General features: G+C 56.6%; 15 protein-coding genes. 8 read left to right on the top strand and 7 right to left on the bottom strand.

Going from position 1 to position 12,092, the window contains the following annotated elements:
• Positions 1-8: 8 nt before the first annotated feature.
• From rsmF to GRPL_RS12005, 3 genes are all read left to right on the top strand, one after another.
• Complete coding sequence (rsmF, locus tag GRPL_RS11995) at positions 9-1,442, top strand: 16S rRNA (cytosine(1407)-C(5))-methyltransferase RsmF (RefSeq protein ID WP_032699380.1); 1,434 nt, start codon at positions 9-11, stop codon at positions 1,440-1,442.
• A gap of 114 nt (positions 1,443-1,556) precedes the next feature.
• The gene (locus GRPL_RS12000) at positions 1,557-1,796 is read left to right on the top strand and encodes a YebV family protein (protein ID WP_004863958.1); all 240 of its coding nucleotides are present in this window, start codon (positions 1,557-1,559) and stop codon (positions 1,794-1,796) included.
• Between the two features lie 93 nt (positions 1,797-1,889).
• The gene (locus GRPL_RS12005; protein WP_032686984.1) at positions 1,890-2,081 is read left to right on the top strand and encodes a YdfD/YebW family protein; all 192 of its coding nucleotides are present in this window, start codon (positions 1,890-1,892) and stop codon (positions 2,079-2,081) included.
• A 5-nt stretch (positions 2,082-2,086) separates the two neighbouring features.
• Here GRPL_RS12005 and pphA read toward each other — a convergent pair whose 3' ends face one another.
• Positions 2,087-2,731, bottom strand: coding sequence for a protein-serine/threonine phosphatase (pphA, locus tag GRPL_RS12010; protein ID WP_032699379.1), 645 nt, complete (start codon positions 2,729-2,731; stop codon positions 2,087-2,089).
• Between the two features lie 142 nt (positions 2,732-2,873).
• Between pphA and GRPL_RS12015 the strand changes: the two genes are divergently transcribed.
• A complete protein-coding gene (locus tag GRPL_RS12015) occupies positions 2,874-3,845 on the top strand; it encodes a VirK/YbjX family protein (RefSeq protein ID WP_172958380.1) in 972 nt (323 codons plus the stop codon).
• 120 nt (positions 3,846-3,965) lie between these two features.
• A complete protein-coding gene (locus GRPL_RS12020; RefSeq protein WP_142131748.1) occupies positions 3,966-4,109 on the top strand; it encodes an Ecr family regulatory small membrane protein in 144 nt (47 codons plus the stop codon).
• Positions 4,110-4,688: 579 nt separating this feature from the next.
• Here GRPL_RS12020 and GRPL_RS12025 read toward each other — a convergent pair.
• The 3 genes from GRPL_RS12025 to yobA are packed head-to-tail and all read right to left on the bottom strand — an operon-like array spanning position 4,689 to position 6,291.
• Complete coding sequence (locus tag GRPL_RS12025; RefSeq protein ID WP_099001803.1) at positions 4,689-5,030, bottom strand: YebY family protein; 342 nt, start codon at positions 5,028-5,030, stop codon at positions 4,689-4,691.
• Between the two features lie 13 nt (positions 5,031-5,043).
• Positions 5,044-5,913: a copper homeostasis membrane protein CopD gene (gene copD, locus GRPL_RS12030; protein ID WP_032699377.1), complete on the bottom strand. Its 870-nt coding sequence runs from the start codon at positions 5,911-5,913 to the stop codon at positions 5,044-5,046.
• Between the two features lie 3 nt (positions 5,914-5,916).
• Positions 5,917-6,291, bottom strand: coding sequence for a CopC domain-containing protein YobA (gene yobA, locus GRPL_RS12035; protein WP_032686938.1), 375 nt, complete (start codon positions 6,289-6,291; stop codon positions 5,917-5,919).
• A 126-nt stretch (positions 6,292-6,417) separates the two neighbouring features.
• Between yobA and GRPL_RS12040 the strand changes: the two genes are divergently transcribed.
• Positions 6,418-6,648 (top strand): DNA polymerase III subunit theta, encoded by a 231-nt coding sequence (locus tag GRPL_RS12040; protein WP_004863978.1) that lies wholly within the window; start codon positions 6,418-6,420, stop codon positions 6,646-6,648.
• A 78-nt stretch (positions 6,649-6,726) separates the two neighbouring features.
• Positions 6,727-7,386 (top strand): exodeoxyribonuclease X, encoded by a 660-nt coding sequence (gene exoX / locus GRPL_RS12045; RefSeq protein WP_032686937.1) that lies wholly within the window; start codon positions 6,727-6,729, stop codon positions 7,384-7,386.
• Between the two features lie 5 nt (positions 7,387-7,391).
• Here the strand turns inward: exoX and ptrB are convergent, their stop codons facing one another.
• The 3 genes from ptrB to GRPL_RS12060 all read right to left on the bottom strand — a co-directional run bounded on the left by ptrB (position 7,392) and on the right by GRPL_RS12060 (position 10,728).
• Entirely contained in the window at positions 7,392-9,452 is a 2,061-nt protein-coding gene (gene ptrB / locus GRPL_RS12050; RefSeq protein ID WP_032686936.1) for an oligopeptidase B, read from the bottom strand.
• Between the two features lie 117 nt (positions 9,453-9,569).
• On the bottom strand, positions 9,570-10,256 hold the full coding sequence (locus tag GRPL_RS12055; protein ID WP_032686935.1) for a tellurite resistance TerB family protein: 687 nt from the start codon (positions 10,254-10,256) through the stop codon (positions 9,570-9,572).
• A 97-nt stretch (positions 10,257-10,353) separates the two neighbouring features.
• The gene (locus GRPL_RS12060) at positions 10,354-10,728 is read right to left on the bottom strand and encodes a YebG family protein (RefSeq protein ID WP_032699376.1); all 375 of its coding nucleotides are present in this window, start codon (positions 10,726-10,728) and stop codon (positions 10,354-10,356) included.
• A gap of 135 nt (positions 10,729-10,863) precedes the next feature.
• Here GRPL_RS12060 and purT point away from each other — a divergent pair, with 135 nt between their 5' ends.
• Complete coding sequence (purT, locus tag GRPL_RS12065) at positions 10,864-12,042, top strand: formate-dependent phosphoribosylglycinamide formyltransferase (protein ID WP_032699375.1); 1,179 nt, start codon at positions 10,864-10,866, stop codon at positions 12,040-12,042.
• Positions 12,043-12,092: the final 50 nt, after the last annotated feature.

Below are 12,092 nucleotides of genomic sequence, written 5' to 3'. Positions count from 1 at the left end.
GCGCACCAGTGGCTCAAAACGCAGTCTATTTTCCTGACCAATTCCTCGCTCAAATGCGTGACGCGATGCCCACGCATCTCTCTTTCGATGCGTTTATCGCTGCCTGCCAGCGCCCGTTACGCCGCAGCCTGCGCGTGAATACGCTGAAAATTTCCGTTGCCGGCTTTCTGCAGCGGGTAGCGCCCTATGGCTGGCAGCTGACGCCGATCCCCTGGTGCGAAGAGGGCTTTTGGATCGAACGCGATGATGAGGACGCCCTGCCGCTGGGCAGCACCGCCGAACATCTCAGCGGCCTGTTTTATATCCAGGAAGCCAGTTCTATGCTGCCGGTTGCGGCGCTGTTTGCCGATGGCGACATGCCACAGCGGGTCATGGATGTCGCCGCTGCACCTGGTTCCAAAACCACGCAGATCGCCGCGCGCATGGGAAATGCGGGCGGGATCCTCGCCAATGAGTTTTCCGCCAGCCGGGTTAAAGTCCTGCATGCCAATATCAGCCGCTGCGGCATCAGCAATGTTGCCTTGACCCACTTCGATGGCCGGGTGTTTGGCGCCGCGCTGCCGGAACGCTTTGACGCTATCCTGCTGGATGCTCCCTGCTCCGGCGAGGGGGTGGTGCGCAAAGATCCCGATGCGTTGAAAAACTGGTCGCCAGAGAGTAACCAGCAGATCGCCGAAACCCAACGGGAGCTCATCGACAGCGCATTTCACGCGCTGCGCCCTGGCGGCACACTGGTGTACTCAACCTGCACCCTGAACCGGGAAGAGAACCAGGAGGTCGTGCAGTGGCTGTTAGCCCGCTATCCGCAGGCGGTCGAGGTATTACCGCTTGGCGCGCTGTTCCCACAGGCTACGGAGGCCTTAACCGCAGAAGGATTTCTCCACGTCTTTCCGCAGATTTTTGACTGCGAGGGCTTTTTTGTTGCCCGCCTCAAGAAAACCGCGGCGATCGAAGCGCTACCGGCGCCGGGTTACAAAGTCGGTAAATTTCCTTTTGCGCCGCTTAAAAGCCGCGAAGCCGCAGCGATTACCGCCGCCGCTGCCGCCGTCGGGCTGCACTGGGATGACAGTCATACGCTCTGGCAGCGTGATAAAGAGATTTGGCTGTTTCCGCAAGCGCTGGAATCATTTATCGGCCAGGTCCGTTTTTCGCGGATTGGCATTCGCCTGGCGGAAACCCATAACAAAGGCTTTCGCTGGCAGCATGAAGCGGTCATTGCCCTCGCCGCACCGGATGCCCCGTTTGAACTGACGCTGGATGAAGCGCAAGAGTGGTATCGTGGCCGCGACGTCTATCCTGAAACGCCGCCGCGGCAGGATGAAGTCATCGTCACGTTCCAGGGAGCAACGCTGGGGCTGGCGAAAAAAGTCGGCTCCCGTTTGAAAAACAGCTACCCGCGTGAGCTGGTGCGCGACGGTAAACTTTTTGCCGGCAAGGCGTGATCGCGCGCAAAAAAAGCGCATTTTTTTACTGGCGGTTTGCCCCCCATTGTCTACGCTGAAAAATGACGGCCTAACTGGTCGTACCACAATTCAGCAGATTAACGGGGTGAATTTATGAGTAAAACCAGCATTCGAATCGGCGCGTTTGAGATAGACGACGCCGAGCTGCACGGTGAACAGCAGGGAGAGCGAACGTTAAGCATTCCTTGCAAATCCGATCCGGACTTATGCATGCAGCTGGATGGCTGGGATGCGGAAACCAGCGTCCCTGCCATTCTTGATGGCCAACATTCCGTCCTCTACCGTAAGCACTATGATCAACAATCCGATGCCTGGATCATGCGCGTTGCCTGATTCAAAAAGAACCCGTCGCCTGAGACGGGTTATTTATTCCCCCCGTTTATGAGCTACCCTATACTGATTAACAAACCCAAACATGAGGCCAGGATGTTCGCCTTAGTTTTGTTTATTTGTTACCTGGACGGTGGTTGCGAAGATATTGTCGTCGACGTCTACGATAACGAACGACGGTGCCTTGTCGCGATGGACGATCAGCGGATACGCCAGGGCGGCTGTTTTCCGGTTGAGGATTTTATTGATGGTTTCTGGCAGCCCGCCAGCGAATACAGCGATTTTTAAGCCGCTTACTGCAGCTGTACCAGGGTCAGTTCACCGCCGAATACCGCCCCCGTATCAATGTAATGTTGATTATCGCTATCATAACGTTGCTTCAACGGCGTGTGGCCAAACCAAAAGTGGTCCGCTCCACCTATTGCGCCATGCCGACCGGCCAGATGGTCCATCAGGCGCTGTCTGCTCCACAGCACCTGTTGCTCGTCTACCGGCTGCTGCCAACGATAGGTCGCGGCCGGGTAGTCGGCGTGGGCCACAATATGGCGCAGCGACCCGGCGCTGAGTTCGACAATCAGCGGCAGCTGACGACAGCGACTCAGGAGTTCGTCAATCTGCTGCCGCTCGCCGCGCGCGCTCTCCTGATACCAGTGGCCTCCGTTCATGACCCATAGCGTCAACGCCCCGCTCTCTTGCGCATCCAACGCCATCTGTTCATGGTTACCTCGCACCGCACGGAACCAGCGGCAGTCGAGAAGCGCGAGACATTTCGCACTTTGCGGCCCGCGATCGATCAAATCGCCCACCGAGATGAGAAGATCCTGGTAAGGGTCGAATTTTATATGCCGGAGCTGGTTCATCAATACGGCAAAGCAGCCATGCAGATCGCCAACCAGCCAGATATTGCGCCAGGCCGCCCCCTCAATGCGCTGATACATATTTTGTCCCCCTGATACAATTATAGTTAATTCTCCCGCTGCCACCCCGAAGATACACACCTCAATCAAATATAAACGAAACAGAAATATAGTCCGCCAGGATATTAATCTCGCCTTAGCGAGCCCTTAAAATAGAGGCTAAATAACAACGAGGTATTTTATCGTGACGGACAATAGCCTGCACTCAGCCTTCGCACAACAGCCCCGCACAAATCTTATTGCCGATCTGGTGATGGGCAGACTTATTCCCGCTCCGATTTGGCAAAAGCGTAATTACCGGCTGAAATTTTTATTGCGTACGGCCTTATTTTATACGCCCACTCGCGCAATGCTGGATAATCTTTCCGTGCGTCCTGACTTTAATCAGCTACTTGCCGCGCAGGTCACCCTGCCGGGTAAAGTACACCGCCAGTATCTGACCCGTGGGTTAAACGCCAGCCAGCGCGCCCAGGCGATTATCAGCCACTATCAGTTCATCGACTCATTGCCAGGCGCGCAGCTGGCTGCCGCCATGACCGCCGCCAAAGAGACGCCCCTGCTGGAATTGCAGGGTAAAGATGAAACCCGCTTCACTCTCTCGGCCTCCTCCGCAGGTAAAGCCGAGCGCGAAGGCGAAACCACATTGTGGCTGCGCGATGGTAACCAGACGCTGCTGGCCAGCGCCACATTCAGCGTTGTGCGCCAGCAGGAGCAATGGCAGCTGGTTATCGGCGGGCTGCAGGGGCCGCGACGTAATGTGCCGCATGAAGTCATCAAGCTCGCCACCCGCGCCTGCTATGGTCTGTTTCCTAAACGCCTGCTGCTCGAGTTTATCTGGGCGCTGGCCGCAAGAAGCCACATTCAGGCCATTTATGGCGTAAGCGATAACGGTCACGTTTTCCGCGCGCTGCGCTATCGTCTCAGCAAGGGACGCCATTTCCACGCCAGCTATGATGAGTTCTGGCAGTCCATTGATGGCGTAGCCGATGGCGCCTGGCGCTGGCGCTTGCCGCAACAGATGGAAAGGAAGTCGCTGGAGGACATCGCCAGTAAAAAGCGGGCGGAATACCGTCGCCGCTTCCAGCTGCTGGACGACCTGACCGCGCAGGTCGCACGGCTGACTTCCCAACCCTGAGGGACTAACGCCTGTCCATAGCAAACAAACGCCGTTTTTAAATCACGGCGTTTGCATCTTATCCTGTGGTTTCGTTACTATCATCACTTCATCGTTTCCTTTCGGGTAGCCATTGAAGTTATGAGTAAAAGTGAAATTGCCCTTCTGGTTATCGTGATAATAATTCTCCTCGGCGCGCTTTGGTTTATTTTCAGCGGGGAGATCTGGAATCTGGTCTGCTACCTTGAATCCCAGCTGTATCCGTCAATCGTCGCGCCTGAATAATACGTTGTTTTTATTCCTCCCCTCCTCTTCCTGACGGCCTTTCATTTCCTGTCAACGAGCAGCCAAATAGATCGCAATAAAATAATATGCCCGCGTATCTTCAGGGTATGGATATCCCGCTGCGATGACGACCCTGGCTCCGGACGGGCGGCACGCCATCGCCCTGACGTTGACCCGCAGACCCGGATGTCTCCAGCTCAGATTTTCTGTAAAGAGAATGTTAAGGCGTTTTTTGTTGTGGTATAAGGGAAAAAGACCGTAACGGGAAATGAGGGATCGATTGCGGTCTTATTTTGTAACGAGTTGATAAGCTTCAGATAAAAAGAGACCGAACACGATTCCTGTATTCGGTCCAGGGAAATGGCTCTTGGGAGAGAGCCGTGCGCTAAAAGTTGGCATTAATGCAGGCTAAGTCGCCTTGCCTTATAAGAATAGTTTACCGCGTCAGGTTTTCCAGTCCGCAACAAAAGTGGTCGAATAATTCCTGACAAAATGGCCAGCGCCAACAAAAAACCGCCGCTTCCTGAGAGGAATGCCGGCGGTTTTTTATATGTTAATACAGTAAGATAGGTTCGGGTATCAACAAAGCTTCTGCGCGCGCTCAATAAATGGCGCGAGGCTCATTTTTTGTCCCGGATGCTGCGGATCGTCGACCTGGATCACTGAGATCGGCTGAGCGCTGGTTTTACCCGCTTTCACCTGCTGCTCAGCAACATCATTCAACGGATACTGCACCAGCGTGCTGGGGTTAATGGCAAACAGCGCATTCCCCGGGCGACAGGTCAACATCACCTCTTCGCGATTGAACGCCCAATTATCTTTACCCACTTCGAAGCGGCTAACGGTGATAATCTGCGGTGCTGCCAGCGCGACGCCAGAGCTTGCCAGTAACAACATAGTCAGAAGAGTTTTTTTCATGATTTAGCCAGTTAATTCAGTAAGGTTCCCAGGTTGCAAACAGACTGACGGCCAGCAGCGCCAATGCTCCGAGCGCCATTTCAACCTGCGTGGTGCGCAAAATGAGCTGCTCCGCTCGCGTTCCGCTCACCGACATACGTGGCACCAGAACATACCTGTTCACCAGCGCAATTGCTACCATCCCAGCGACCAGGGCACATTTGATCAATAGCATCTCTCCCCACAACGAATCACGGAATAATCCGCCCTGGATCAGCAGCGCATTCAGCACGCCGCTGGCGATCGCGCCCGCGACCGCCAGATGTCCGTACCGAGAAAAGCGCATCATGGTGCCGATAGCGGCCTGACGCCAGCGCCCGCGCGCCAGGCGCAGGCAGTAGATGAACGGCAGCAGCCCGCCAAACCAGCCGGCGACACAGAACAGATGTACAGCGTGGTTAGTCCGCTGCACCACGCCCCGCACACCCTCGCTCATTGCCGCATGGCCAACGCCCGCCATCAGCAAGATCTGCGCGCACAGCAGCACCAGCAGCAGACGCGCCGGACGACGCGGTTTGAGCCACGCGATCGCCAGCGCAACCCACGCCAGCAGAATCTGCCAGACCCAGACGCTGCCAAAGCGGGTGCCGGCGACGGCTTGCCAGATAGCAGGCTGCCAGAGGTCCGCCCAGCCATTCCCCATCAGACCGCCCTGTACCATCAGCATCAACAGCGCAGAAACCGCGCTAAGCAGCAGCAGATGACGCAGAAGCGGGAAGAAACGCTGCATTAGCAAACGCCGTAGCGTCAGCGGCGCCCACCACGCGCCATACAGCACGCAGCCAAATGCCACCATCAGCGAGAGAAAGTGGACGAAGCGCAGACCGATATAGATTCCCGAGAGCATGCGTTATTTCACGCTAAAGTGGTATTGCCCTTTGGTTTTGTGGCCATCAACGGAGACCACGTGCCAGTCAACGGTATACTCCCCCGCAGACAGCGGCTGCGTCAGCGGAACAACCAGCTGAGCTTTATTGCTGTCGCTGCGCGCCAGCTTGCCGGTCGCAACGGCTTTCTGCTGCGGGCCGGTGAGGGTCACTGCGCTAAAGGCCGTTTCGATACCTTCAGAAAAGCTCAGGGTCAGTGATTCGGGAGAGGCGGTGACCGTCGAATCTGCGGCAGGCGTTTGCTGTTGAAGATGCGCATGGGCTAAGGCCGCGGTGCTGACCAGAAAGCCGGCGAAAAAAGCAGAGGCACGCAGCGCGCGCCCGGCGATGGTACGCATAATCGTCATTCCTTTTCGTTATGTATGTAGCACAGAGAATAACCCTGTATAATGGCGTAGTCGAGCGATGCGTCCCGGTCCGACGTCGCGCCCGATCGCTTTTCGGCATCATGAAGGAGAAACCATATGGAAAAAAATCTGGCCAAAATTTCGCAGGACGAGATGGACAAAGTGAACGTCGACCTTGCCGCGGCCGGTGTCGCCTTTAAAGAGCGTTACAATATGCCCGTTGTCGCCGATTTAGTGGAGCGGGAGCAACCGTCACACCTGCGTGACTGGTTCCGTGAACGCCTGATCGCCCATCGACTGGCGTCTGTTTCACTGTCGCGACTGCCCTATGAACCCAAAGCGAAATAATTCTCGTCCCTTAAGGGCGTCCCGGTTGGCAAGCGCTGCGCATTCAATTACGCTGGTTTTTTTCGGCCGGAGTGAGCCATGCTACGCGTAATCGATACGGAAACCTGCGGACTGCAGGGGGGCATTGTGGAAATCGCCTCTGTTGATATTGTCGATGGTCAGATAACCAATCCCATGAGTCATCTGGTTCGTCCCGATCGACCTATCAGCCCCCAGGCCATGGCGATTCACCGTATCACCGAAGAGATGGTCGCCGACAAGCCGTGGATTGAAGAAGTTCTGCCGCATTACATCGGCAGCCGGTGGTATGTCGCCCACAACGCCAGTTTCGACCGCCGGGTGTTACCGGAAATGCACGGGGAGTGGATCTGCACCATGAAGCTGGCCCGTCGCCTGTGGCCAGGCATTAAATACAGCAATATGGGACTGTATAAATCGCGTAAGCTCAGTGTCGCAACGCCTGCGGGGCTGCATCAGCACCGCGCGCTGTACGACTGCTATATCACCGCCGCACTGCTTCTCGATATTATGCACGTTTCCGGCTGGCGGCCTGAGGAGATGGCGACCATTACCGGTCGTCCGGCGCTGTTGACCACCTTTACCTTCGGTAAATATCGCGGCAAGGCGGTGGCCGAAATCGCAGAAAACGACCCGGGCTATTTACGCTGGCTGTTCAATAACCTGGATCGGATGAGCCCCGAGCTGCGCTTGACGCTCAAGCACTATCTCGGGGAGTAGCGACGCTAAACGTTTGCCTGGCCGGGTAACGTCCCCTGCGCCAGGCCAATCAGAAAGGCATACTCCAGCGCAACCCCTTCATAGCTTTTAAAGCGTCCCGACTTACCGCCGTGCCCTGAATCCATATCGGTGCACAGCAGTAGCAGGTTATCGTCCGTTTTCAGCTCTCGCAGCTTCGCCACCCATTTTGCCGGTTCCCAGTATTGCACCTGGGAATCGTGCAGGCCGGTAGTCACCAGCAGATGGGGATAGGCCTGCGCCGTGACGCCATCGTAAGGACTGTAGCTCTTCATATAGCGGTAGTACTCTTCGTCCTGCGGATTTCCCCACTCTTCAAATTCCCCGGTCGTCAGCGGAATCGACTCGTCGAGCATTGTGGTCAGGACATCGACAAACGGAACCTGAGCCACTACGCCGTGAAACAGCTCCGGCCGCTCATTAATGGCGACGCCCATTAACATGCCGCCCGCGCTGCCGCCCATGCCGTAGCACAGGCGAGGATTGCCATATCCCTGCGCCAGCAGCGCATCGCAAACATCGAGATAATCGTTAAAGGTATTCTTTTTACACAGGAACTTGCCGTCTTCGTACCACTGCTGCCCTAATTCCCCGCCGCCGCGGACGTGGGCAATCGCAAACACGAAACCCCGATCGAGCAGGCTCAACCGGCTGGCGCTGAAATCGGCATCTTCACTGGCGCCGTACGACCCGTAGGCATAGACCAACAGCGGACTGACACCCTTGCGGAAATGCTCACGCCGATAAACCAGCGAAACAGGAACCTCCACACCATCGCGAGCCTTAATCCACAGATGTTCGCTGCGATAATGACTGGCCTCAAACCCTTTCACTTCCTGTTGCTTCAGTACCCGCCGCTCACCGGTGTCCATATCCAGCTCAAAGAGCGTATCCGGCGTGGTCATGGAGGAGTATCCGTAGCGCAAGCGTGAAGTTTCCGGTTCCGGATTATAGGCAAGCCAGGTCACGTAGGCCGGATCATCAAAGGCGATCCCCACCACTTCCCGGGTCTTGCGGTTGATCTGGCGCAGGCTGGTTAACCCGCGCTGGCGCTCCTCAACCACCAACCAGTCGGTAAACAGGGTGAATCCCTCGAGCATCACATCCTGGCGTGGCGCAATCAGCGTCTCCCACTGCCGCTCGTCGCGCTCATGGGTACGGTAGAGACCGAAGTTTTTCCCCTCGCGGTTAGAGCGAAGATAAAAGGCATGCTGGTAATGATCGAGACTGTACTCGTGATCTTTACGCCGCGGCAGGAAACACACCGGTTCCGCATCCGGCATTTCGGTATTCAGCAGCCGCACTTCACTGGTTGTCGCGCTGGCAAGATAGATAACGGCGAATTGCCGGGAGGTGGTCGTATGGAGGCTGACGTAGAAGGTTTCATCCTTCTCCTCGTAGACCAGCGCATCGGAGTGCGGCGAAGCGCCCACGGTATGCCGCCAGACCTGATAAGGCAGCAGCGTAGTCGGGTGCTTGCGGACATACCACAGCGTTTGCGAATCATTGCTCCAGGCGAATTCCGGCGAAACGTTTTCCAGCACTTCAGGATACCATTCGCCATTTTGCAGATTGCACAAGCGCAGGCCATACTGCCGACGGGAGAGATAATCCTCCGCCAGCGCCATCATCGTGTTATCCGGCGAAATGCCCAGCCCACCGAGAGTATAGAATTCGCTCTGCGCCGCGCGCTGGTTGCTATCGAGCAGCACTTCCCATTCATCCCACTCCTCTTTCAGCACCGACTGACGCTGATAAATAGCGTATTCACAGCCCGGCTCATACACCTGACGATAACGGTAGCCATTTTTGCTGTAGGGCGCGGAGACTTCGCGCGGCGGGATACGGTCAATAATCTCTTTTAGCACCCGCTCCTGCAGGCTACGTTGAGTCGCCATGACCTGCTGTCCGTACTCATTTTCCTCGCGAAGATAATCAAGTACTTCCGGCCGCGAACGCTCGTCGTCGCGCAGCCAGAAGTAATTATCGATACGGGTATCGCCATGAAGGGTCATGGCGTGGGGAATTCGTTTTGCTTTTGGTGGCATCTTTTGGTCTTCTGCATCCTGTATTTCATACACAAAATCATTCAAGAAGCGGCTTGAAGGATGGCGTGTGTATAAGGGTGGCAAAAGTGGCCCACGTTGCAAGCAAAACCTGCGGATTTAGGTAGAAAGCGCCTGTTTTTGTGCCTGGATATCCTGTTCGATGTCGGCACGCACTTCCGGCGGAAGGCCTAAAGCCTCACCCAGAGCGTTGAGATAGCTACGCTCCATAAAATGGTCGATATCGATCGCCGCACAGCTGATGTAATAGATCTCCAGCGCCTCTTGCTCGCTGGTGAGGCCCTGCGCCAGACGCTGCGGATCGAGAGGCTGGGCCAGAGCGCGATCGATAAGAACGCGCCCCTGCACGGCAATACCAGCCGCGCGCAGCTGCTCATCAATGTTTGCCCGCTCGCTGTCATCAATGTGCCCGTCGCTTTTCGCGGCAAACACCAGCGCCAGAATGAGCCGTTCACTGCGGGCATCGAGCCCGGAGGCTGGCGAGGTTGACGCCCCGGCGGGTTGTACAGGAGAAGCGACAGATTGCGCAGGGGAATTTTCCCGCATTTTTTGCTGGTACTTGTTCCACAGCACGCTTCCCGCCACCGCGCCGCCGCCAACCAGCAGTGCGCTGGTGCCATATTTAGCCAGCAGCTTACGCGATGATTTACTGGCCACCAGCAGCCCCGCCAGGCCGCCCAGCGCCCCGGGCAGAAGGAAGCTTTTACCATCAGACCGTTCGCCTGATGAGGAAGACGGTCCCTGCTGGCCCAGCAGGGACTGGAGTTGATTAAGCCAGTTAGCCATGATTTCCCTCGTTGCTTATTAAGCGATGTCATCAGCCTAAACGACGAGATGTCAGGAAATGTTATGAGCAGCTAAAGATGCGCAAATTCGGCCGGACTCAGGCGGCCTTCACCTTGCGCGATTTTACAGGCGCGGTTGCCGCGGGTTGTTCGCTCGCTCCCTCCGCTGCGGCCTCTGAGGTTTCAGCCGCGGAGCTCTCGTCCTGAGAAGCCTGGCCGTTCGTACCGTCTTCCGTTTCCGGGAGTTTTCCTGATCTCAGGATGTGGTGCAATGTCTCTTTACGTTCCGCCAGCCACATTGCCATTTCATCGCGCTGGGTTTCATCCAGCGTCAGCGGGCACTCGACCAGCCAGTCGTTGAGGACCTCGGCAAGATCGAGCATTTTGTCGTAAGCATCGGCCTCTTTTTTGCTGGTAAACGACATCTTTTCCTCACCTTCGCGGATCACCACATATTTAATTTCAACCGCCATTGTGCAGCCTCTTTATACTGTATTTTTATACAGTATAGCAAATTTTCACCCGGGACTCAACCAACAGCCGTAAAGACAGACGCAAACGTTTTCGTTTATAATGCGACGCATGTTTTTTTACTGTGGAAAAGAGTCATGACGTTATTAGGCACAGCGCTGCGTCCGGCAGCGACGCGGGTGATGTTGTTAGGTTCCGGCGAACTGGGTAAAGAAGTCGCCATTGAGTGCCAACGGCTGGGTATTGAGACCATCGCGGTCGACCGCTACCCCGACGCGCCGGCGATGCAAGTGGCGCATCGTTCGCACGTCATCAACATGCTGCACGGTGAAACGCTGCGCGCGCTGATTGCGGAAGAAAAACCCGACTTTATCGTGCCGGAAATTGAAGCCATCGCCACGGATATGCTGGTGGAGCTGGAGCAGGCCGGGCAGAAAGTCGTCCCCACCGCTCGCGCGGCGAAACTGACCATGAATCGCGAAGGTATTCGCCGCCTGGCCGCAGAGGAGCTGCAGCTTCCCACCTCGGCATACCGCTTTGCCGACAGCGAAGCGGCCTTTCGCGAAGCCGTCGCGGAGATTGGCCTTCCCTGCATTGTGAAGCCGGTCATGAGCTCTTCTGGTAAAGGCCAGAGCTTTATTCGTCACTCTGACCAGTTGGCCGAGGCCTGGCGCTACGCGCAACAAGGCGGCCGCGCGGGCGCCGGTCGGGTTATCGTCGAGGGGGTGGTGAATTTCGATTTTGAAATTACCCTGCTTACCGTCAGCGCGGTCGATGGCGTCCATTTCTGTGCGCCGGTCGGCCATCGCCAGGAGGATGGCGATTACCGCGAATCCTGGCAGCCGCAGCAGATGAACGAGCTGGCGTTGGCCCGCGCCCAGGAGATTGCCAGCAAAGTCGTGCTGGCGCTTGGCGGCTACGGTCTGTTTGGCGTGGAGCTGTTCGTCTGCGGTGATGAGGTGATTTTCAGTGAAGTCTCCCCTCGCCCGCATGACACCGGGATGGTGACGCTGATTTCCCAGGACCTCTCGGAATTTGCGCTGCACGTTCGCGCCTTCCTCGGTCTGCCGGTTGGCGCGATTCGTCAGTATGGCCCGGCGGCCTCCGCGGTCATTCTGCCGCAGCTCACCAGCCAGAACGTCACCTTTAGCAATCTCCAGGGCGCAGTAGGGGCGGGACTGCAGCTACGCCTGTTCGGTAAGCCGGAGATTGACGGTTCTCGTCGACTGGGCGTCACGCTGGCCGTCGCCGATAGCGTCGATGAGGCGGTGGCTCGCGCGAAAGCCGCTGCGTCAGCGGTGCAGGTTCAGGGATAAAAAAAACCCGGTCGCGTCAACGCTACCGGGTCTGGATTTCGCCATTTATC

Source organism: Klebsiella planticola ATCC 33531 (assembly GCF_000735435.1).
Taxonomy (GTDB): Bacteria; Pseudomonadota; Gammaproteobacteria; order Enterobacterales; family Enterobacteriaceae; genus Klebsiella; species Klebsiella planticola.
Note: the sequence above shows the minus strand (reverse complement) of the source record. Positions and strands in the feature narration are given on the sequence as shown.